16 protein-coding genes and 1 pseudogene are annotated in these 22198 nt (G+C 75.8%); 11 read left to right on the top strand and 6 right to left on the bottom strand.

The window, feature by feature from the left end; genetic code table 11:
- The 3 genes and pseudogenes from ABZX96_RS31505 to ABZX96_RS31495 all read left to right on the top strand — a co-directional run.
- A pseudogene (locus ABZX96_RS31505) lies at positions 1-657 on the top strand (glycosyltransferase family 4 protein); the annotation flags it as partial.
- Between the two features lie 665 nt (positions 658-1322).
- Complete coding sequence (locus ABZX96_RS31500) at positions 1323-2642, top strand: ParB/RepB/Spo0J family partition protein (protein WP_355550966.1); 1320 nt, start codon at positions 1323-1325, stop codon at positions 2640-2642.
- Positions 2642-3493 (top strand): helix-turn-helix transcriptional regulator, encoded by an 852-nt coding sequence (locus tag ABZX96_RS31495; RefSeq protein WP_355550964.1) that lies wholly within the window; start codon positions 2642-2644, stop codon positions 3491-3493. The genes ABZX96_RS31500 and ABZX96_RS31495 overlap by 1 nt, the downstream gene beginning before the upstream one ends.
- A 164-nt stretch (positions 3494-3657) precedes the next feature.
- On the opposite strand, the gene ABZX96_RS31490 is transcribed toward ABZX96_RS31495, so the two are convergent.
- The 5 genes from ABZX96_RS31490 to paaA are packed head-to-tail and all read right to left on the bottom strand — an operon-like array spanning position 3658 to position 7478.
- Positions 3658-4794 carry a 2Fe-2S iron-sulfur cluster-binding protein gene (locus tag ABZX96_RS31490; RefSeq protein ID WP_355550962.1) on the bottom strand — a complete coding sequence of 379 codons (1137 nt, stop codon included), beginning with the start codon at positions 4792-4794 and terminating at the stop codon, positions 3658-3660.
- Positions 4791-5357, bottom strand: coding sequence for a 1,2-phenylacetyl-CoA epoxidase subunit PaaD (gene paaD, locus ABZX96_RS31485; RefSeq protein WP_355550960.1), 567 nt, complete (start codon positions 5355-5357; stop codon positions 4791-4793). The genes ABZX96_RS31490 and paaD overlap by 4 nt, the downstream gene beginning before the upstream one ends.
- Positions 5354-6139: a 1,2-phenylacetyl-CoA epoxidase subunit PaaC gene (gene paaC / locus ABZX96_RS31480; RefSeq protein ID WP_355550959.1), complete on the bottom strand. Its 786-nt coding sequence runs from the start codon at positions 6137-6139 to the stop codon at positions 5354-5356. Before paaC ends, paaD begins: the two co-directional genes overlap by 4 nt.
- The gene (paaB, locus tag ABZX96_RS31475) at positions 6136-6444 is read right to left on the bottom strand and encodes a 1,2-phenylacetyl-CoA epoxidase subunit PaaB (RefSeq protein WP_355550957.1); all 309 of its coding nucleotides are present in this window, start codon (positions 6442-6444) and stop codon (positions 6136-6138) included. Before paaB ends, paaC begins: the two co-directional genes overlap by 4 nt.
- Positions 6441-7478 (bottom strand): 1,2-phenylacetyl-CoA epoxidase subunit PaaA, encoded by a 1038-nt coding sequence (paaA, locus tag ABZX96_RS31470; RefSeq protein ID WP_355550970.1) that lies wholly within the window; start codon positions 7476-7478, stop codon positions 6441-6443. Before paaA ends, paaB begins: the two co-directional genes overlap by 4 nt.
- A 549-nt stretch (positions 7479-8027) precedes the next feature.
- Here paaA and ABZX96_RS31465 point away from each other — a divergent pair.
- The 8 genes from ABZX96_RS31465 to ABZX96_RS31430 all read left to right on the top strand — a co-directional run bounded on the left by ABZX96_RS31465 (position 8028) and on the right by ABZX96_RS31430 (position 21082).
- The gene (locus ABZX96_RS31465; RefSeq protein WP_355550955.1) at positions 8028-9593 is read left to right on the top strand and encodes a class I adenylate-forming enzyme family protein; all 1566 of its coding nucleotides are present in this window, start codon (positions 8028-8030) and stop codon (positions 9591-9593) included.
- Entirely contained in the window at positions 9586-10062 is a 477-nt protein-coding gene (locus tag ABZX96_RS31460; protein WP_355550954.1) for a hotdog fold thioesterase, read from the top strand. The genes ABZX96_RS31465 and ABZX96_RS31460 overlap by 8 nt, the downstream gene beginning before the upstream one ends.
- Before the next feature lie 13 nt (positions 10063-10075).
- Complete coding sequence (locus ABZX96_RS31455; RefSeq protein ID WP_355550952.1) at positions 10076-11806, top strand: AMP-binding protein; 1731 nt, start codon at positions 10076-10078, stop codon at positions 11804-11806.
- Entirely contained in the window at positions 11803-13338 is a 1536-nt protein-coding gene (locus ABZX96_RS31450) for an FAD-binding oxidoreductase (protein WP_355550951.1), read from the top strand. The genes ABZX96_RS31455 and ABZX96_RS31450 overlap by 4 nt, the downstream gene beginning before the upstream one ends.
- Positions 13339-13639: 301 nt before the next feature.
- Complete coding sequence (locus ABZX96_RS31445; protein WP_355550949.1) at positions 13640-15826, top strand: anthranilate synthase component I; 2187 nt, start codon at positions 13640-13642, stop codon at positions 15824-15826.
- Positions 15823-17760: an FAD/NAD(P)-binding protein gene (locus ABZX96_RS31440; protein WP_355550947.1), complete on the top strand. Its 1938-nt coding sequence runs from the start codon at positions 15823-15825 to the stop codon at positions 17758-17760. The genes ABZX96_RS31445 and ABZX96_RS31440 overlap by 4 nt, the downstream gene beginning before the upstream one ends.
- 134 nt (positions 17761-17894) lie before the next feature.
- Positions 17895-19484 carry a lyase family protein gene (locus tag ABZX96_RS31435; protein ID WP_355550968.1) on the top strand — a complete coding sequence of 530 codons (1590 nt, stop codon included), beginning with the start codon at positions 17895-17897 and terminating at the stop codon, positions 19482-19484.
- Positions 19485-19723: 239 nt separating this feature from the next.
- The gene (locus tag ABZX96_RS31430; RefSeq protein ID WP_355550946.1) at positions 19724-21082 is read left to right on the top strand and encodes a class II 3-deoxy-7-phosphoheptulonate synthase; all 1359 of its coding nucleotides are present in this window, start codon (positions 19724-19726) and stop codon (positions 21080-21082) included.
- A 150-nt stretch (positions 21083-21232) separates the two neighbouring features.
- On the opposite strand, the gene ABZX96_RS31425 is transcribed toward ABZX96_RS31430, so the two are convergent.
- Complete coding sequence (locus tag ABZX96_RS31425; protein ID WP_355550945.1) at positions 21233-22081, bottom strand: NAD(P)-dependent oxidoreductase; 849 nt, start codon at positions 22079-22081, stop codon at positions 21233-21235.
- Positions 22082-22198 lie beyond the last annotated feature (117 nt).

Genomic DNA, 22198 nt, shown 5'->3' with positions numbered 1-22198 from the left:
CCGCGGACCGCTCGCCGCCGCGCTCGGGCCGCGGGTGGCGGGGCGGATGGTGCGCCTGGCGCCGGGCGTGGACGCCGCCGCGTTCCGCCCCGGGCCCGGCCGGGACCAGGGCGGCGGCCCCCGATCATCCTCTGCGCCGCCCGTCTCGTTCCGCGCAAGGGGCAGGACGCGCTCATCCGGGCGCTGCCGGGGGCCGTGCTGCGCCTGGTCGGTGACGGGCCGTACGCGCCCGGCCTGCGGGAACTGGCCGCCGCTCACGGCGTCGCCGACGCCGTCCTGATGGAAGGCGGGGTGGCGCACGCCGACATGCCCGGCGTCTACGCCGACGCGGACGTGTTCGCGATGCCGTGCCGGACGCGGCGGCTGGGGCTGGAGGTGGAGGGGCTCGGCATCGTCTTCCTGGAGGCCGCCGCGGCCGGGTTGCCGGTCGTGGTGGGCGACTCGGGCGGGGCGCCCGACACCGTGCGGGACGGCGAGACCGGGTTCGTGGTGGACGGCCGCCGTCCCGAGGACGTCGCGCGGCGGCTGATCCAGTTGCTGCGCGACCCGGATGCCGCCCGCGAGATGGGCGCCAAGGGGCGCGCGTGGGTGCGGGACGCGTGGAGTTGGGAGCACGCCTACGACCGGTTGTCGGTGCTGCTCGGTCGCGCGGGCTGAACGCCGGTCGACATCAAACGGCGCGCGGACCGAGCAGCCGTCGACATCAAACGGCGCGCGGACCGAGCGGCCATCGGCGTCACACGGCCGCGCCGACCGAGCAGCCGTCCGCGTCACACGGCCGCGCCCACCGAGCAGCCGTCCGCGTCACACGGCCGCGCCCACCGAGCAGCCGTCCGCGTCACACGGCCGCGCCCACCGAGCAGCCATCGGCGTCACAGGCTGCACAGCCGGTGTATGAGGAACGACGGGCTCCGGTCTTGACAGGCGAGACGGCGGTGTGTCTCGGAAGATGAGACAGGCGGACGGTCGTGCCAGGTGGGGCGATGGACGGCTGTGGCGGGGCGGGCGGACCGGGCGCGGGAAGGGCGGTGCGAGGGGCCCGGGTTTTCGCGGCGGGGTGGCTGGGGTGTGCGGGGTGAACTGGCACTTTGTGCTTGACAGACCCCCGGGAACCTAGATCTTCTGCGGTGCGGTCGCCGTGTTGCCGCGCGGCGCGAGAGGGAAGGGGGACGCGGCCCGGGACGGGCCCGTACGGGTCAGTGGCCGGGCGTGGCGTGCAACTGAGGAAACTCACCAGTCGCACAGCGGGGCACCCCATGGACTGTCAAGATTCTCGCTGCGTCGATGCTCGGCGACAGCTGTACGGGGAGGGACTCGACAAGATGGCTCTCAGCAGTGTCAGACAGCACGGCGGCGGTCGGCCGCGTACGGACGGGACCGGCGGCGCGAGCGTGCGGGGGGCCGTGGGGCTGTCCGAAGTGCACCGTCTGCCGGTCGCCGCGCTCCTTCCCTCCGACTCCCCCCGCCATCAGACGGAAAGCCCCGAGTACGCACGGCTGCTGGCGGACACCGGCGCGGAACTGCCGCCGATCATCGTCCACCGGGCCACGATGCGGATCGTCGACGGAACGCACCGTGTGCACGCCGCGCGGCTGCGCGGACAGGCGGAGATCGACGCCCGGTTCTTCGAAGGGGCCGCCGAGGACGCGTTCGTCCTCGCCGTCGAGAGCAACGTGCGGCACGGTCTGCCGCTGTCCCTGCCGGAGCGCACGGCGGCGGCGGTACGGATCCTGCGCTCGCACCCGCAGTGGTCGGACCGGGCGATCGCGTCGGCCACCGGTCTCTCCGCCAAGACCGTGGCGGCGCAGCGGCAGAAGACCGGGCGGGGTCCGGCGGGGATGAGCGCGCGGATCGGCCGGGACGGCCGGGCCCGGCCGCTGAGCAGCGCCGAAGGGCGGCGGCTCGCGGGCCGGTTGATCGTGGAGTTCCCCGAGGCGTCGCTGCGGGTGATCGCGCGGATGGCGGGCATCTCGCCGGGCACGGTCCGGGACGTGCGGGCCCGGCTCAGCCGCGGTGAGGACATCGTGCCGCCGCGGCAGCGGGCGGGCGAGCTGGTCGCGGTCGCGCGGTCGGCGGTCTCCCCGGCCTCCTCCGGGGGGCGGCGGACCGCCGCGGCCCGGGCGTCCGTTCCGGAATCGAGCCTGGAGCCGGAGGCGGACCCGGCGGCCGGTACGGGCGCCTCCGGTGCGGCGGTGGCCCCGGCGGCCTCCGTCCGGGCCGCAGGCGGGGACGGGTTCGACGCGTCGGCCGCCTTCCGCAGCCTGTGCCGCGATCCGTCGATACGGCTCACGGAGGCCGGGCGGACGCTGCTGCGCATGATGGACCCGCACGTCACGGACCGGGGACGGTGGGAGCGGGCAGCCCGGTCGGTGCCCGCGCACCGCGCGCGGGCGGTCGCGGCGCTGGCCCGCGAATGCGCCCGGCAGTGGGAACGCTTCGCCGCCCACGTGGAGAGCACCGCACCGGCCCCGGCCACCGCCACGAACACGGGACACTCCTGGGAACGGTGCGCGACGGGGGCCCGGCGCGCGCCCTGCCGTCCGCCGTGGACCGAGCCCGTCCCGTCCTCCTCGTCCTGCGCCTGCCTCACCGTCGGCGGCGCCGGACCGGCCGCCGCGCGCGGGCGGGGAGCGGCGTCGTGATGACCGCCGGCACGCACACCCGGACCACCGCGGAACCTCATGCGCCGATGGCCTCCCACCCGCCGATGGCCGCGGACCCGCGCACCCCCCAGGACCCGGTCCGGGCCCTGCTCTACCACGCCACCCGTCTCCGGGAGATCGCCCGCGCGCTGGACGGCGACGAACACGGTCCGGCCGCCGCGGCCCCGGGTACCGGTCCCGCCGTCCCGGAGGACGGCGGGGCGGCCGTGCGCCGGCTCGTCCCATGGGTCCGGCGGCGGTCGGTACGGGCCCGGATCAGCCTGTCGCCCCTCATGGCGGACGGCCGCCCGCCGGCGGTCGAGGCGCTGCACGCCGCGCTGCTGGACGGCCCCGGGCCCCTGCGGCTGGTCGTGCCCCGCGCGCTGCTCGCGGACGAGGAGGGGCGCGGGCTCCTCAAGCGCTGCACCGCGGCCGGGGCGGACGTGCGGGCCGCGTCGCTCGGGCTCCCCGAGGCCGTGGTGATCGACGGGACGGTGGCCGTGCTCTGCGCGCCCGGTGCGCGCGGCGCGCCGGCCGTCGTCCGGGACCGGATCCTCGTCCACAGCCTGGAAACGCTGATCGACGCCGTGTGGGCGCAGTCCCCGGACGCCGGATGGCTGGCGGAACTGGGCACCGACGCGCTGCGCGAGGCCGAGGAGGGCGGCGGCACGCTCCCCCGGGTGCTCGAACTCCTCGGCACCGGCTGGACGGACGAGGCCGCCGCCCGGGAACTGGGGTGCTCGGTGCGCACCTACCGGCGGCACGTGGCCGACCTCATGCGCATGCTGCGGGCTCGGTCGCGCTTCCAGGCGGGGTTGCGCGCGGCGCAGGGGCGGTTGGCGGTGCCGTGAGGCGGCGGGCGTAGCGGGTGGGGGCGCCGGGCGATCCGGGCGGCTGAGAGGGCGAGGGGCAGTCCGGGCGGACGGGTATGCCGGGCGGTCCCGGCAGGTGGGCGTGCCCACCCGTCCGCCCCCGCGTGCACGGCGGCCCTCCCCCGCGCGCCCGCCGGACACGTTCACACCACGTCGAAGTCGAGGCCCACCGTCTTCGTGACGGGGGTCGCCTGGCAGGTCAGGACGTAGTCGGCGGCGCGTTCCTCCTCGGTCAGGGTCCAGTTGCGGGTCATCTCGGCCCGGCCGTCCACGACGCGGGCCCGGCAGGTGGCGCACACGCCGTTGCGGCAGGAGAAGGGCAGCTCGGGGTGGTGGGACAGGGCGGCGTCCAGGAGCGTCTGGCCCGGTTCCGCGCGCAGGGTGGTGGACCGGCCGCCGTACCGGACCGTCACCTCGGCGCCCTCGCCGGACGAACCGGGGTGCGGGGCCGTCTCCGCGGTCCGTGCGCCGTCCCCCGGGTCGTCCTCGGCGCGGAACAGTTCGGTGTGCACGGCCGCGGCGGGCACGCCCCGTTCCGTCAGCAGGTCCCGGGCGCCGCGCACCATGGCGAGGGGGCCGCACAGGAACCACTCGTCGATCAGGTCGGCGGCCAGCGGTCCGGCGAGGAGGGTGCGCAGCGTCTCGGGGTCGGGCCGCTTCCCCGCCAGGCCGATCCGGTGCGTCTCGCGGGAGAAGAGGCGCAGGAGCTGGAGCCGCCGGCCGTACCGGTCCTTCAGGTCGGCGAGTTCCTCGGTGAACATCGCGGAGGCGGCGCAGCGGTTGCCGTACAGCACGGTGAACGCGGCGGCGGGCTCGGTGTCCAGCGCGGCGGCCACCAGGGACAGGACGGGCGTGATGCCGGAGCCCGCCGCGAGCGCGGCGTAGCGGCGACGGCGGAGCGGGTCCAGCCGGGTGGTGAAGCGGCCTTCTGGCGGGAGGACGTCGAGGGCGTCGCCGGCCGCGAGTTCGCGGGCCGCGTACGGGGAGAACCGCCCGCCCTCGACGGTGCGGACGCCGATCCGCAGCGTGCCGTCCGCGCGCAGCGCGCCGGGCGGGGAGCACACCGAGTAGGGGCGGCGGACCTCCGTGCCGTCGGGTCGGGCGCGCACGGTGACGTACTGGCCGGGTGAGAAGGCGAAGGTCTCCCGCAGCCGTTCGGGCACGTGGAAGGTGACGGTGACCGCGCTGCCGTCCTGGGCGGCCGGGGTGACGGCGGTGACCGGCAGCGGGTGGAAGCCGCGCCGGGCGGGCGCCTCGGCGGTGGCCGTGGGGGCGGTCATCCGTGCTCCTTGAAGTGGTCGAAGGGTTCGCCGCAGGCCCGGCAGCGCCACAGCGCCTTGCAGGCGGTGGAGCCGAAGCGGGTCAGCTCGGTGGTGTCGGCGGCGCCGCAGCGCGGACATCCGGGCCGGTCCACGGCCAGCGGAAGCAGGCGGGCGCCTTCGGGCGGGGCCGTCCCGGTGGGCCGGTGGGCGCCGCCCGGGGGCGCGATGCCCGCCGCGCGGAGCTTGGCGCGGGCGGCGTCGCCGATCCAGCCCGTGGTCCACGCCGGGGACCACACGGTGTCGATCCGCACGCCCGGATACCCGGCGTCCCGTACGGCGGTGCGGATGTCGGCGCGGATGGCGTCCATGGCGGGGCAGCCGACGTAGGTGGGGGTGATGGTGACGTGCGCCGCGCCGTCCGGTGCGACCCGGGCCGCGCGCAGGATGCCGAGCTCCTCAATGGACAGGACGCGGATCTCCGGGTCCCGGACGGCGGCGAGGACCTCGCGCAGGCGGACGTCACCGGTAACCCCGCCCTGGCTTCCGGCGCCGGGGGTGTCGCTCGCCTCCGGCGCGCTCACCAGCGGGCTCCGGGGTGGGCCCGGTGCAGCGACTGCATCTCGGCGAGCAGCGGGCCGAACGCCTCGGTGTGCAGGCCCTGGCGTCCGCCGGCGGGCGTCCAGTCGTCGTCGGGGAGGGTCAGCATCGCCTCCGCCAGGGTCCGTTGGACGCGCTGGAGCCAGGGGGCGCGCAGGGTGGCCGGGTCGGGGCCGGTGCCGCGCGCCGACGCGGCCTCGTCGATCGCGTCCGGGACGAACAGGGCGTGCGTGTAGGGCCAGACGAGGGCGACGGCGTCCCGCATGCGGCGGTGGGACTCCTCGGTGCCGTCGCCGAGGCGCACCACCCACGAGGCGGCGTGGTCGGCGTGGTAGACGCTCTCCTTGACCGCCTTGGCGGCGAGGGCGGCGAGGGTGCGGTCGCGGGAGGCGGTCAGTTCGCCGTAGAGGAGTTCCTGATAGGTGGCGAAGAAGAGGAGTTTGGCCATCGAGACGGCGAAGTCCCCGTTGTCCAGCTCCACGAGCTGGACGTTGCCGAACTCCCCCTCGTCGCGCAGGAACGCCAGCGCGTCCGCGTCGCGGCCCCGGCCCTCCAGCTCGCCGGCGTGCGCCAGCAGGGCGCGGGCCTGGCCGAGCAGGTCCAGGGCGATGTTGGCGAGGGCCACGTCCTCTTCGAGCTGGGGGGCGCGGGTGCACCACTGGATGGTGCGCTGGGCGGCGATCAGCGCGTCGTCGCCGAGCCGCAGGGGGTAGGCGAACGCCGCCTCCACGTCCACGGCCCCGGTCTCGGTGCGGAGCGTCGTCACAGGTGCTCGGCTCCTTCCGGGAGGGTGAAGAAGGTGGGGTGCCGGTAGGTCTTGTCGGCGGCGGGGTCGAAGAAGGGGTCCTTCTCGTCGGGGCTGGAGGCGGTGACCGCGTCGGCGGGCACCACCCACAGCGAGACGCCTTCGCCGCGCCGGGTGTAGAGGTCGCGGGCGTTGCGCAGCGCCATGTGCGCGTCCGGGGCGTGCAGGCTGCCGGCGTGGGTGTGCGCCAGGCCGCGCCGGGCCCGGACGAACACCTCCCACAGGGGCCAGTCCCGCCGCGCGTCCGGTCCGGGTGCGTCGCTCATGCCGCCTGCTCCTCTTTCTGTTTTTGGTGGCTCTCTTGTTCTTTTTGTTTCTTTGGTTCCTTGTGCGTCTCCTGCTCCTCGTTGTGTGACGTCCGGTGTGAGGTTCCGTGTGACGCGGCGTGCGCCGCCTGCCGTTTGGCCGCGTGGGCCGCCGCGGCCTCGCGGACCCAGGCGCCCTCCTCGTGGGCGCGGCGGCGGTGCGCGACGCGCTGCCGGTTGCAGGGCCCGTTGCCCTTGATCACCTGGGCGAGTTCGTCGAAGTCCGGCGGGGTGAAGTCGTGGTGGCCGCGTTCCTCGTTCCAGCGCAGGGCGGGGTCGGGCAGGGTGACGCCCAGGATCTCGGCCTGGGGGACGCAGATGTCCACGAAGCGCTGGCGCAGCTCGTCATTGGTGAACCGCTTGACGCGCCAGGCCATCGACTGTTCGGAGTGGACGGACACGTGGTGCGGCGGCCCGAACATCGCCAGGGCCGGGTACCACCAGCGGTCCACCGCCTCCTGGGCCATGCGGCGCTGGGCGTCGGTGCCGTGGGTCAGGGCCCACAGGGCGTCGAAGCCCTGCCGGTGGTGGAAGGACTCCTCCTTGCACACCCGCACCATCGCCCGCGCGTAGGGGCCGTAGGAGGAACGGCACAGCGGGACCTGGTTGACGATGGCCGCGCCGTCCGTCAGCCAGGCCAGCGCTCCGGTGTCGGCCCAGGTCAGCGTCGGGTAGTTGATGAAGGACAGGTAGCGCTGGCGGCCCTCGTGCAGGGCGTCCAGCAGGTCGGCGCGGTGGACGCCGAGCGTCTCGGCGGCGGCGTAGAGGTACAGGCCGTGCCCGGCCTCGTCCTGGACCTTGGCCAGCAGGTAGGACTTGCGGGCCAGAGAGGGGGCACGGGTGAGCCAGTTCGCCTCGGGCTGCATGCCGACGATCTCGGAGTGCGCGTGCTGGGCGAGCTGCCGGATCAGCGTCTTGCGGTAGGCGTCGGGCATCCAGTCGCGGGGTTCGATCTTCTGGTCGGCGGCGATGACGGCCTCGAAGTGGGCGAGCAGGCGGGCCTGTTCCCCGGCTTCCCCGCCGTCCCCGGCCCCCTCGCGGTCGGCGGCCCCTCCCCCGTGCGGGCCGCCGTACGCGCCCGGGTCCCCCGTGCGGGCCGCAGGCGCCTCCGGGCCGCGGGCCGCCGCGTCGAGCGCGGCCTCCGCCGCCTCCACCTCGGCCAGCAGCTCGCCTCCTCCGGGCGGCAGGGGCGCCCGCGGCTGGTCCTCCACCGGTGTTCTCCTTCGCTGTCGCTTCGGTTCGTTCGCCGGCATACCTGGTTCCACTGGTGTGACTGGTTGCGCCGGCGCACCCGGTCTCGCCGGACCGTTGTCCGGTCTCGTCCGGTCTCGTCCGGTCCCGTCCGGTCCCGTCCGGTCTCCGATGCCCTGTGTCCGTTTCCGCGACGACCGTAGGCAAGCCCCTCCCGCCCCACCGGCCCCCTGGCAACCACCTGTCACCGCGAACGGAGATCGCGTCAGCAAGCTGCCAGCGGGCCCGGTCGGCGCCCGGATCCGGCCAAGACTCGGTGGTCCATGGCGCAGGACCCGAGGGGAGCTGGCGACGTGCCCAGGGACAAGGGCTTCTACATCGGCTTGATGTTTGACAGGGCGGCAGCCGCGCACGGCTCCGCGCCGGTCGTGCTGGACGTGCCCCTCCAGGTGGCGCCGGACGGCGGCACCCGCTGGACGGTGGCCGGCCTCGCCGGGCTGGTGCGCGAACTGGCCGGGCGGCTGCGGGCGGCCGGGGTGCGCCGCGGCGAACGGGTGGCGGTCTACAAGACGAACAACTTCGACATCGCCCTGCTGGCCGCCGCCGCGCAGCGGATCGGCGCGGTGCCCGCGCTGCTGTCCCCGACGCTGGACGGGGTGACGGCGACGCGGCTGCTGGAACGCCTGGAGCGGCCCTGGCTGCTGATCGACGCCGATCACCTCACCACCTCGGGCGTCGATCCGTCGGCGGCCCGCCGGGTCCTGCTGACCGCGGGCGTTCCGGGCCCGGGGCACGAGGGACCGGACGTGGAGGCGCTGCGGGACCACGCGCCGGTGCCGCTGAACGGCGTGAAGGTGGTGGGCCCGCACGAGCCGGCGTTCATCAGCCACACCTCGGGCACCACCGGCCTGCCGAAACTGGTCGTGCAGACGCCGAGCGCGCTGTGGCAGCGGCTGCGGTTGCAGAAGGTGGTGGCGTCGCGGACGTGGAAGCGGGAGTCGGTGGCGCTGTGCGTCAGCTTCGTGCACGCCCGCTTCTACAGCGCCCTCAACCTCGGGATCTCCTACGGCAATCCGCTGCTGGTCGCCGTGGACGCGGACCCGGCGGTGATCGGCCCGCTGTTCGCCCGGCACCGCCCGGGTGTGGTGGAGACCCAGCCGAACACCTTCGTGGACTGGGAGGTGCTGGCGCGGGCCGACGGCCGTCCGCTGGCCAACGTCCGGTACTACAACGCCACCTTCGACGCGCTGCACCCGCGCACCGTCCAGACGCTGCTGGGCGCCTCGGTCCGCCGCTCCCCCAAGTTCTTCCAGCTCTACGGGCAGTCGGAGACCGGTCCGGTGGCGGGCGGCTGGGTGTCGGCGCGCGGCGCGGCCGACGGCGGGCGCAGTGTGGGGTGGCCGCTGCCCGGCATCGTGCGGATGCGGATCGTCGACGACCGCGGCAGGCCGGTGAAGGCCGGCACGGTCGGCCACATCGAGGTCAGGAGCCGCACCCGGGCGGTGACCTACCTCGGGGAGGACGAGCGTTTCCGGCGGCAGTTGCGCGACGGCTGGTGGGACATGGGCGACCTGGGGTTCAAGGACGCCCTGGGGCGACTGCACCTGCTGGACCGGGAGGTCGACCGGATCGACGCCGTGGACAGCAACCTGGAGGTCGAGGACACGCTGATGGACCGGCTCCCGGAGTTGCGGGAGATCGTCGTCGTGCCGTCGGAGAGCGGCCGGCCGCTGCCCGTGGTGTGCACCCGCGACGACGCTCCGCTGGACCCTCAGCGGTGGCGGGCCGCGATCGCGGGGCTGCCCGCCATGGAGGACGTGCGGCAGATCCCCTTCGACCAGGTGCCGCGCACCGCCACGTGGAAGGTCCGGCGGCCGGAACTGGTGCGGATGCTGGCGGGGGGCGGGGTCCATGGCTGAGCGGACGGACGTGGAGGAGACCACCGTGGGAGGCGCGTCCGGCCCCATGGAAGCACGGCCCGCGCCCCCCGTCGGCGCCGGCGAACTGGGCGCGCGGGTCGGTGTCGAGCTGCTGGAGGCCACGCCGGAGCGGGTGACCGGGCGGATACCCGTCATCGGCAACCGGCAGCCCTTCGGGGCGCTGCACGGCGGCGCCTCCTGTGTGCTGGCCGAGTCGCTGGCCTCCATCGCGGCGTGCCTGCACTTCGCCGCGCGGGGTGGCGTCGGCGTCGGCACGGAGATCAACGCCACCCACCACCGGCCCGTCACCGATGGCTGGGTGACCGGCACCGCCACCGCCGTGCGACTGGGCCGCACCCACGCCACGTACGAGATCGCCATCGCGGACGAGCTCGGCCGCCGGGTGTGCAGCGCCCGGATGACCTGTGTGTACGCGAGCGCCCCGCCGCCCGCCCGGGCGAGCGCCTAGCCATCGAGGAGCCATGGAGTCGCTGACCGCCACCGCGCCCGCGCCACGCGCCGCGGGCCCGCTGTCCCCGTCCGCGTACCGGGACACCTTCGCCCGGGACGGGCTGCCGCCGCCGGACCAGTGGCCCGAGTTCGTCACCGACCTGCCGGAACTGGCCTACCCGGAGCGGCTGAACTGCGCCGGGGAGCTGCTGGACGGCACCATCGTGCGGTTCGGCGCCGCGCGGCCCTGCCTGTACGACGCGGCGGGCCGGATGTGGACGTACGGGGACCTGCGCGAGCGGGTGGACCGGATCGCGCGGGTGCTGGTGGAGGACTTCGGGCTGGTGCCCGGCAACCGGGTGCTGCTGCGCGGCCCCAACGCCCCGTGGCTGGCGGCGTGCTGGCTCGCGGCGCTGAAGGCCGGCGCGGTCCTCGTCACCACGATGCCGCTGCTGCGCGCCGCCGAACTGCGCACCATCGTCCGCACGGCGCGGGTGGACCTGGCGCTGTGCGAGGAGCGGTTCACCGACGAGCTGGAGCGGGTGCGGGAGGACGGCGCGCCGGAGCTGCGCGTAGTCACGTACGGCGGCGCGGGCTCCGAGCTGGCGCGGCGGGTGGCCGCGGCGGCGTCCGGCGCCTTCCCGGCCGTGCCGACCGCCGCCGACGACGTCGCCCTGATCGCCTTCACCTCCGGCACCAGCGGCGAGCCCAAGGCCACGCTGCACTTCCATCGCGACGTGCTGGCCATCGCCGACACCTTCTCGGCGCACGTGCTGCGGCCCCGCCCCGACGACCTGTTCACCGGCAGCCCGCCGCTGGCGTTCACCTTCGGGCTCGGCGGGCTGCTGGTCTTCCCGCTGCGGGCGGGGGCCGCGGCGCTGCTGCTGGAGAAGGCCGCGCCGCGCGAGCTGTTCGCGGCGGTCGCGGAGCACCGGGCGACCGTGCTGTTCACCGCGCCGACCGCCTACCGGGCCGCGCTGCGCGAGATCGACGCGTTCGACCTGTCGTCGTTGCGGCGCTGCGTGTCGGCGGGCGAGGCGCTGCCGGCGGACACCTGGCGGGCGTTCGAGGCGGCCACCGGGCACCGCGTCATCGACGGCATCGGCTCGACGGAGATGCTGCACGTGTTCATCTCGGCCGCGGACGACGAGATCCGGCCGGGGGCGACGGGGAAGCCGGTGCCGGGATTCCGGGCCAGGGTCGTGGACGAGGCGGGGCGGCCGGTGCCGGACGGGGTGCCGGGCCGGCTGGCCGTCAAGGGCCCGACGGGCTGCCGCTACCTCGCCGACGACCGCCAGCGCGCCTACGTGGTGGACGGCTGGAACCTGACCGGCGACACCTATGTCCGGGACGCCGACGGCTACTTCTGGTACCAGGCGCGCTCCGACGACATGATCGTGACGGCCGGCTACAACGTGGCCGCCCCCGAGGTCGAGCAGGCCGTCGGCCGGCACCCGGCGGTCGCCGACTGCGCGGTCATCGGGGTGCCCGACGCCGCCCGGGGCAGCGTCGTCAAGGCCGTCGTCATCCCCGCCGACGGCTTCGCGCCCGACGGTCCGGAGGCCGCCGAGCGGCTGACGCGGGAGATCCAGACGTTCGTGAAAGCGGAAATAGCCCCGTACAAGTACCCGCGGCTGGTGGAATTCGTCACCGAACTCCCGTGCAGCAGCACGGGGAAGTTGCAGCGCGGTGTGCTGCGCGCGGCGCACACGCTCCAGCCCGCGCGCCCGCCGCGCGCCTCACACCCGAGGGGACACGCATGATCAGGAGAAGAGCGCTGCTCACCGCGGGCGCGGCCACCGGCCTCGCCGCGTCGGGGCTGCTCGCCGGGGCCGCCGCCGCGTCCGGCGTCCGGGCCCGCGCCGGGAGCCGGACGCCGTGGGAGCAGTTACGGGCGGCCGTCCGCGGTGACGTGGTGCTGCCGGGCGACGCCTCCTACGAACGGGCCCGGCAGCTCGCCAGCGCCCAGTTCGACCACATCCGCCCGCGGGCGGTCGTCCGCTGCGAGAGCGCCCAGGACGTGCGGACCGCCCTGCTGTTCGCCCAGGACCACGACCTGCACACCGCCGTGCGCAGCGGCGGGCACAGCTTCGCCGGGTGGTCGACGACGGAGGGGCTGGTCATCGACCTGACCCGGATGCACCGGATACGGGCCTCCGGCTCCACCGTGCGGGTGGGGCCCGCCGCGCAGGCGGTGGACATCGTGGCGGCGCTGTCGCCGCTGGGCCTGACCGTGCCCGGCGGGTTCTGTCCGACGGTGGCGCCCGGCGGCTTCGTGACCGGTGGCGGGATGGGCTGGCAGTTCCGCAAGTACGGGCCCGCCTCCGACCGGCTGGTCTCCGCCCAGGTCGTACTGCCGAGCGGTCGCATCGTCACCGCCTCCACGAAGCAGCACGGCGACCTGCTGTGGGCGCTGCGCGGGGGCGGCGGCGGCAACTTCGGCGTCGTCACCGACTTCGAGCTCGCCCCCAACCGGGAGACCCGGGTGGTGACCTTCGACCTGTCCTGGCCGTGGGCACAGGCCGAGCGCGTGCTGACGAGCTGGCAGGAGTGGGCCGCGCACACCCCGGCCGACCTGGCGCCGCGCGCCGGGGTCCTGCTCAACGACGCCAAGCCCGGCGCGGAGCCCACTGTGCTGGTCACCGGCGTGCACTTCGGCACCGAGGAGGAGCTGCGGGAGCTGCTGGCGGAGCTGGTCTCCGACATCGGCGCACAGCCGCGGACGAGCGTGGTCGCCGAGCGCCCGTACGACAAGGCCATGATGCGGCTGTTCGGCTGCGAGGACGCCTCCGCCGCGCAGTGCCACGTCACCGGGAGCAACCCGGAGGCGCTGCTGCCGCGCACCGCGTTCGTCCGGCACCGCAGCCGCATGTTCGACCGCGGGGTGCCGGCGTCGGGGCTCGCGGACATGCTGGCCGCGTTCGACGCGGACCGCCGGGCCGGGCAGTACCGCTACCTGGGCTTCCTGTCGCTGGGCAAGAACGCCAACCGGCCCGGCGCGGGGGACACCGCCTACGTCCACCGCGACGCGGAGCTGTTCATCCTCTACACCGTCGGGCTGAGCGGCCCGCAGCCCGGCGAGGAGGCCACGGCCGCCGCCCTGGACTGGGTGAACCACGGCTTCCGCACCATGGACCCCTTCTCCAACGGCCGCACCTACGTCAACTACCCCGACCCGGACCTGCCGGACTGGCAGCGCGCCTACTACGGGGAGAACCTGCCGCGGCTGACGGCGGTGAAGAAGCGCTACGACCCGCACGGGTTCTTCCGGTTCCCGCACGGCATTCCGGCCTGACGGCGGCGCCCGCACGATCGACGGCCGGCTCCCGGACACGGGGGCCGGCCCTCCGGCCGGGCGAGGGCAGCGGCCTTGAGCCCGGGTCCCCGGCCGCGCCCGTCGCGTCGCGGTCCCGGCCTTCGTCGGCGCGATGCCCGGTGGCGCCCCTTCCGACCGGCGCTCCCCCCGTGCCGCCTGCCGGCCGTCCCTTCCGGCGGACGATCCCGTACCGCCTCCCCGGCGAACGCTCCGTACCGCCCTCTCGGCGCACGCCCCCCGCACCCCCTCCCCCGGCCCCGCACCCGAAGGTGGATCCCGCATGTCCTTGTTGGAGTCGGCACCCGGCACCCCCGCGCCCGACCGGTGGTCCACGGCCTCCGGTGTGACGGTGCACCGCCACACCACGCGCTCCGGGGACGCCGCCGGCGTGCGGGCCCTCCTGGAGAGCGCGCTCGACGAGCGGCGCGGCATGGTCCTGTGTCGCGGCCGGCACCGGGCCGTGGGCTACGTCGATCCGCCGGTCGAGATCAGCGTGCGGGCCGGGCGGGTGACGCTGCGCGCGCTCAACGCCCGCGGCTCCCTGCTGCTGCCCGCGCTGCGCGCCGCGCTGGATGGGGTGCTCGTCGTGGAGCGGGCGGACGCGTCCCGGGTCACCGGCCGCGTCCCCGCCTCGGAGGAGCCGTTCGCCGAGGAGGACCGCACCCGCCACGCCGGGGCCTTCCGCGCCGTGCGGGCCCTGGTGGCGGCGCTGGCCGCGCCGCACGACCGGCTGCTGGGCCTGTACGGGGCGTTCGGTTACGACCTGCTCTTCCAGGTCGACCCGGTCCCGCTGCGGCAGCGGCGCGACCCGGACGACCGCGATCTGGTGCTGCATCTGCCGGACGAGATCCACGAGTTCGACCTCGACCACGACCAGGTGGTCTCCCACCGCTACGAGTTCACCGCCCGGGGCCGCTCCACCGCCGGGCTGCCCCGCGAGACGCCCGCCGAGCCCTTCGTCCCCGGGACCGCCGTCCACCCGCGCGACCACGCGCCGGGCGCGTACGCGCGGGTCGTCGAGCGCGCCCGGGCGCTGTTCCGCTCGGGCGACCTGTTCGAGGTGGTCCCGGGCCAGGTGTTCCGGCGCGGTTGCGCGCAGCTCCCCTCGGTCCTCTTCCGGCGGCTGTGCGCGGCCAACCCCGCGCCGCACAACCTGCTGGCGAACCTGGGCGAGGGCGAGTACCTGGTGGGCGCGTCCCCGGAGATGTTCGTCCGGGTCCGCCGCGACGCGCGGGACACCGAGCGGCTGCTCGTGGAGTCCTCGCCCATCAGCGGCACCATCGCGCGGGGCCGGGACGCCCTGGAGGACGCCGACCGGGTGCGCGAACTGCTCGGCTCCCTCAAGGAGGAGTCCGAGCTGACGATGTGCACGGACGTGGACCGCAACGACAAGGCGCGGGTGTGCGTACCGGGCAGCGTGCGGGTCACCGTGCGCCGCCGCATCGAGACCTACGCGACGCTGATCCACACCGTGGACCATGTGGAGGGCGTGCTCTCCCCCGGGCGGGACGCGCTGGACGGGTTCCTGGCGCACCTGTGGGCCGTCACCGTGACCGGCGCGCCCAAGCTGGCGGCCGTGGAGTTCATCGAGCGGGAGGAGCGGTCGCCGCGCCGCTGGTACGGCGGGGCCGCCGGCGTCCTGGCGTTCGACGGGAGCCTGGACACCGTCCTGACCCTGCGCACCATCCAGTTGCGGGACGGGGTGGCCACCGTGCGGGCCGGGGCGACGCTGCTGTACGACTCGGTGCCGGCGGCGGAGGAGGCCGAGACCGAGCTGAAGGCGAAGGCGCTGCTGCGGGTGCTGGAGCCGCCGGTGCCGGCCGCCGCGCCGGAGCCGGTCCGCCGGGACGGGGCGGGTTCGGGGCTGCGCGTCCTGATGGTGGACCACCGGGACTCGTTCGCCCACTGCCTGGCCTCCTACCTGCGGCAGACCGGCGCTCAGGTGACGACGTACCGCAGCGGCGGCCACCTGCCGGTGATCACCCGGGAGCGCCCGGACCTGCTGGTGCTCTCACCGGGTCCCGGCCGCCCCGCCGACTTCGACGTGGCCGCGACGCTCAAGGAGGCCGAGCGCCTGGGGGTGCCGGTGTTCGGGGTGTGCCTGGGGCTTCAGGGGATCGTCGAGTACGCCGGCGGCGAGTTGGACGTGCTGCCCACGCCCGTGCACGGCAAGCCGTCGCCCGTCCGGGTCACCGCTCCCGACAGCCGCCTGCTGGCCGGGCTGCCCGAGCGGTTCGCCGTCGGCCGCTACCACTCGCTATACGCCACGGCGGCCGGGGTGCCGGACGAGCTGCGGGTCACGGCCACCACGGACGACGGGGTGGTGATGGCCGTGGAGCACCGCCATCTCCCCTTCGCCGCCGTGCAGTTCCACCCCGAGTCGATCATGACGGCGGGCGGCGGGGCCGGGCACCTCGTCGTCGCCAACGCCGTCTCCGCGCTGGCCCGCGCGGGGGCCGCCGCGTGAGCGGGCTCCGCGTCGCCCTCGTCGGCGCCGGCCCGCGGGGACTGTCCGTACTGGAGCGGCTGTGCGCCAACGCCCGGGTCCCGCGGGGCGGCCCGGGCGTCACCGTGCACGTCGTCGACCCGTACCCGCCCGGCGCCGGACGGGTCTGGCGCACCGCCCAGTCCCGGCACCTGCTGATGAACACGGTCGCCTCGCAGATCACCGTGCACACCGACGACAGCGTGCGTATCGAGGGGCCCATCGAGCCCGGACCGAGCCTTTACGAGTGGGCGGCGGCCCTGGCGGACGAGGCGCCCGCCGGGTGCGACGCGGAGACGCTCGCCGAGGCGCGGCGGCTGACCCCGGACGCCTACCCCACCCGCGCCTTCTACGGCCACTATCTGGAGGACGCCTACCGGCGGATCGTGGCCGGCGCGCCCGGACGCGTCACCGTCGTCGCGCACCGCCGCCGGGTGGTGGCCCTGGACGAGGACGGGCGCGGCGGGCAACTCCTCACCCTCGACGACCGCACCCGGCTCGGCGGCCTGGACGCCGTCGTCCTCGCCCAGGGCCACCTCGGCACCGCGCCCGGCCCGCGCGCGCGGGAACTCGCCGAGCAGGCGCGCGGGGCGGGGCTGACGTACGTGCCTCCCGCCAATCCGGCGGACGTGGACCTGCGCGGGATCGCGCCGGGCGTCCCCGTGCTGCTGCGCGGGCTGGGCCTGAACTTCTTCGACCACATGGCGCTGTTCACGCTCGGCCGCGGCGGCGCGTTCGTCCGCGCCGGGGAGCGCCTGGTGTACCGGCCCTCAGGCCGTGAGCCACGGCTGTACGCGGGGTCGCGGCGCGGCATCCCCTACCACGCCCGCGGCGAGAACGAGAAGGGCGCCCACGGCCGCCACCTCCCCCTGCTGCTGACGCCCGACGTGATCGCGCGGCTGCGCAAGCGCGCGGAGAGCGGGGACCCGCCACGCTTCGACACCGACCTGTGGCCGCTGATCGACACCGAGGTGACCTGCGTCTACTACTCCACCCTGCTCGCCTCCCGGGGGCGCGGCGCCGAACGGGAGCGGTTCACCAAGGAGTTCCTGGACGCCCCGGACGCCGCCCGGCGCCGCCTGCTGAACACGTACGGCATCCCGGAGGCGGACCGCTGGGACTGGGACCGCCTGGCCCGGCCCTGGAACCCGCCCCGCCCGGCCGACCGGCCCGCCTTCCGCCACTGGCTGCTCGGCTACCTGCGCGCGGACGTCGCCGCCGCCCGCGCGGGCAACGTCAGCGGCCCGCTCAAGGCGGCCCTGGACGTGCTGCGCGACCTGCGCAACGAGATCCGGCTCGCGGTGGACCACGGTGGTCTTGAGGGCGGTTCCCACCGGGAGCACCTCCAGGGCTGGTACACGCCGCTGAACGCCTTCCTGTCCATCGGGCCGCCCGTCTCCCGCATCGAGGAGATGGCGGCGCTCGTCGAGGCGGGCGTCCTGGAGGTGCTGGGCCCGGACACCCGCGTCCGGCTCGACCGCGACCGGCCCGCCTTCGTCGCCACCTCCTCCGTGCCCGGCCCCGAGGTCCGGGCGGACGTCCTGATCGAGGCGCGGCTGCCCGAACCGGACCTGCCACGCACCACCGACCCACTGCTGCGCCACCTGCTGGCCGCCGGACAGTGCGCGCCGTACCGCATCCCCACCGCCGACGGCGGCGCGTACGTCACGGGCGGACTCGCCGTCACCGAGCGTCCCTTCCGCCTGATCGCCGCGGACGGCCGCGCCCACCCTCGGCGGTTCGCGTACGGGGTGCCCACCGAGGCCGTGCACTGGGTCACCGCCGCGGGCGTCCGGCCGGGCGTGGACTCGGTGACCCTCGGCGACTCGGACGCCATCGCCCGCGCCGTCCTGGCCCTGGCCCCCCTGCCCGGCGGCACACGCCCCGGCACCGACCTCAGCGAGGTTCCCGCATGACCCTCCCGGACGACGGCCGCGTCTCTCCGCCCCTTCCGCCGTCTCTGTCTCCTGCGTCTCCTCCATCTCCTCTGTCCCTTTCGACTCCTCCATCTTCTTCGCCCCCTCTGTCCCCTCCAACCTCTCTGCCTTCTCTGCCTCCTCCACCCTCTCCGTCTCCTCCCTCCCCCCTTTCCTGCCTGGACGCGGGCCTGTTGTCCCCGGTACGGGCCGGCACGCCCGCCGAGGAGGCCACCGGCGACCGGGCCTGGCTCCAGGCGATGCTGGACGCGGAGGCCGCGCTGGCCCGCGCGCAGGCCCGGCTGGGCACCGTGCCGCCCGCCGCGGCCTCCGTCATCACGGCCACGGCCTCGGTGGACGCCCTGGACGCCCGCGCGCTGGCGGTCGGCGCCCGGGAGCACGCCAATCCGGTGGTGGGCCTGGCACGGGCGCTGACGGCGGCCGTCGCCACACGGGACGCGGACGCCGCCGGGTACGTCCATCGCGGCTCCACCAGCCAGGACGTCTTCGACACCGGCGCCATGCTGGTCGCCGCCCGGGTCCTGCCCCTGATCCGCGCCGACCTGGCGCGCACCGCGGCGGCGCTGGGCGCCCTGGCCGCCGCGCACCGCGACACGCCCATGGCCGGGCGCACGTTGGCCCTGCACGCCGTGCCCACCACGTTCGGCCTCAAGGCGGCCGGATGGCGCCACCTCGTCCTGGACGCCGACGCGCGACTGGCCCGGCTGCTGGACGGCGGGCTGCCGGTCGCACTCGGCGGCGCCGCCGGCACGCTGGCCGGGTACCTGGAGTACGCCCGGCTGGAGGGGGTGGCGGGGGCGGACGGGGACGGGCGGTACGCCGAGCCGACCCAAGAGCCGGACGGACACGGGCGGTACGCCGAGCGGACCCAGGGACCGGACGGACACGGACGGTACGCCGAGCGGACCCAAGAGCCGGACGGACACGGACGGCACACCGAGCCGACCCAAGGACCGGACGGGGACGACGGCCCCGGAGGCTACCTCGACCGGCTCACCGCCGCGTACGCCGAAGAAACCGGGCTGGCCCGGCCCGCCCTGCCGTGGCACGTGCTGCGCACGCCGGTCGCCGACCTCGGGGCCGCGCTCGCCTTCACGGCCGGCGCGCTCGGCAAGTTCGCCGTGGACGTGCAGTCGCTGGCCCGCACCGAGGTCGCGGAGGTCGCCGAACCCGGCCCGGCCGGGCGGGGCGCCTCCTCGGCCATGCCGCACAAGCGCAACCCGGTGCTCGCCACCATGATCCGCGCCGCCGCGCTGCAAGTCCCGGCGCTCGCCTCCGTGCTGACGCAGGCGATGCCGTCCGAGGACGAGCGCTCGGCCGGGGCCTGGCACGCCGAGTGGCTGCCGCTGCGGGAGTGCCTGCGGCTCGCGGGCGGCGCCGCGCACACCGCCGCGGAACTCGCCGAAGGGCTGACGGTGCGGCCGGAACGGATGCGTGCCAACTTGGCGCTGACCGGCGGCCGGCTCGTCTCGGAACGGATCGCGGCGGCGCTGACCCCGGTGCTCGGCCGGGCCGCGGCCCGAGCGCTGCTCACCGACGCGTCGGCGCGGGCCACCCGGGAGGACCGCCCCCTGGCCGAGGTGCTGGGCGAGGCGCCCGAGGTGCGGGGTGCGTTCGCACCCGGGGAACTGGCCGGTCTGTGCGATCCGGCCGCGTATACGGGGGCCGCGGGACCCTTGGTGGACCGGGCCCTGCGGCGCTGAGCACCGGGCGCCGTCCCGCGCACCGGCCGGTCGGCGCCCCGGTCGGCGCTCGGCCCTCGGGCGGACCCCGCGCGGCCGTACCCCCGCGCGGGGTTCCCCGGACCCGGCGCCGGCCCCGCCCGGGGGCCGTCACCGGCCCCCCGTTCCGGAGCCGTACCGGCCTGCGGCTCCGGCGGACACGGACACCTGCCCCTTCCGGAGAGGAGAGCGGTGGCAGGCCGGACACCGCGCCCCCCACCATGACCGTCACCAGCCTCGTACCGCCCGCCCCACCGCCCACCGCCCCCGTGGACGCCTGGCGTGACCGCCCCGCCGCCCAGCAACCCCCATGGCCCGACGCCGACGCGCTGCGCGCCGCGCTCGACGGCCTCGCGGCCCGCCCGCCGCTGACCTCGCCCGAGGAGTGCGACCTGCTGCGCGTCCGGCTGGCGGCCGTCGCCCGCAGTGAGGCGTTCCTCCTCCAGGGAGGCGACTGCGCCGAGACCTTCGCCGAGGTCACCTCCGACCGGGTGCGCGCCAAGGCGCAGGTCCTCCAGCAGATGTCCGTCGTCCTCGGGTACGCCGGTTCCCTCCCGGTGGTCACCGTGGGGCGCGTCGCCGGCCAGTACGCCAAGCCCCGTTCCCGCCCCACCGAGACGCGCGACGGCGAGACCCTGCCCGTCTACCGGGGGGACGCCGTCAACGGCCCGGAGTTCACCGCCCGGGCCAGGACCCCCGACCCCGACCGGCTGCTGCGCGTCTACGACGCCTCGGTGACGACGCTGAACCTCCTGCGCGCGTACGCCCAGGGCGGCGTCGGCGACCTGCTGCACCTGCGCGACTGGAGCCCCGACTTCACCGACCTCGCGCCGCCCGCCCCCGGCCCCCGGCGGCTGGCCCGGGACATCGACGCGGCCCTGCGCTTCCTGCGCGCCCGCGGGACCGTCACCGCGCCGACCGAGCTGTTCACCAGCCACGAGGCGCTCCTGCTGGACTACGAGAGCGCCCTGACCCGGCCCGACCCGCGCACCGGCGACCCCTACGACCTGTCCGGCCACCTGCTCTGGATCGGCGAGCGCACCCGCCAGCTGGACGGCGCCCACATCGCCTTCGCCGCGAGCGTCCGCAACCCGCTCGGCGTCAAGCTCGGCCCCACCGCCACCGCGGACGAGGCGCTGGCACTCGTCGACCGGCTCGACCCGCGGCGCGAACCGGGACGGCTCACCTTCATCACCCGCATGGGCGCCGACCGCGTCCGCGACCGGCTGCCCGAGCTGATCGAGAAGACGACGGCCGCCGGCGCGCGGGTGGGGTGGGTGTGCGACCCCATGCACGGCAACACCTTCGCGGCGGCCGGCGGCCTCAAGACCCGCCGGTTCGACCGGATCATGGACGAGATCACCGGCTTCTTCGAGGTGCACCGCGCGCTGGGCACCCACCCCGGCGGCCTGCACCTCGAACTCACCGGCACACACGTCACCGAGTGCCTGGGCGGCGCGGACCGCCTGACCGAGGCCGACCTGCCGGACCGCTACGAGACCGCGTGCGATCCGCGCCTGAACCGCAGTCAGGCCCTGGAGCTGGCCTTCGCGGTCGCCGAACTCCTCCGGCGGCCCTGAACGCCCGGCCCCCGACGGCCGGAGGGAGACCCGTCGCGGGGTCTCCCTCCGGTGCGCGGCGGGGCGTCGGGCCCCGGCCCGCTCAGCCCTGCCGGAAGCCCTGCCGGAATGAGCCCGTCCGCTCAGCCCTGCTGCAAGAAGCCCGTCCGCTCAGTCCTGCCGGAAGAAGCCCGTCCGCCAGGTGGCGTGCTCGGGCTCCCAGCCCAGCTCACGGGCGCGCGCGTTGCGGGCGCCGCGCTCCCAGCCCGCCCCGCCGGAGGTGGCCTCCGGAGCCGGCCCGCCCACCGCCTCGGCGAACACCGGGACCCAGTCGCGTGCCGGGGCGGGCTCGTCGTCCACGATGTTGACCGCGCCGCTCGGCCACCCCAGCGCCAGTTCGGCGGCGCGCGCCGCGTCTCGGACGTGGACGAAGGACGACACGCCGTCGTTCGCGGGCAGCCCGCCCCCGGCCAGCTTGTCCGCCATGAAGCCGCCGGGCGCGAACCACGTGCCCGGCCCGTAGAACGTGCCGTACCGCAGCACCACGTGCTCGTCGAGCTCGGCGACCGCCTCCTCCAGCGCCGTGACGCCGCCGACGCTGACGGACCGGGGCTCGGGCGCCGTGGTGTCCAGCGGCGTGGCCTCGTCGGCGGGGGTGTCCCCGGGCTCGTACGCCCACGAGATGGACTGGGCGACGATCCGGCGCACCCCGGCCCGCTTCGCCGCGTCGACGACGTTGCGGGTGCCTTCCCTGCGGATGCGGGCGTTCTCGACGGGGCTGCCGCCGGAGAGGGACGTGAGCTGGTGCACGATCGCCTCGGGCCGCGCCGCGGCCACGGCGTCCGCCACCGCGTCCCGGTCGAAGACGTCGAGCAGCACGCCCCGCGCCCCTTGGGCGCGCAGCTGCTCCACGCCCTCGGACGTGCGGGACCCGCCGGTCACCTCGTGTCCGGACGCCACCAGCATCGGCACGAGCTGACGGCCGATGGCCCCGGTGCCACCCACGACGAAGATGCGCATGAGATCGGTACTCCTGTGATCGGTGAGGACGGAAAGGTGAAGAAGTGAGGAGGGAGGAAGCGTGCGGGGGCCGGGGAGCGGCGCCGCTCAGCAGTGATCAGTATCCGCGTCCAGGCG

Source organism: Streptomyces sp. NPDC003077 (assembly GCF_040611095.1).
Lineage (GTDB): Bacteria > Actinomycetota > Actinomycetes > Streptomycetales > Streptomycetaceae > Streptomyces.
Note: the sequence above shows the minus strand (reverse complement) of the source record. Positions and strands in the feature narration are given on the sequence as shown.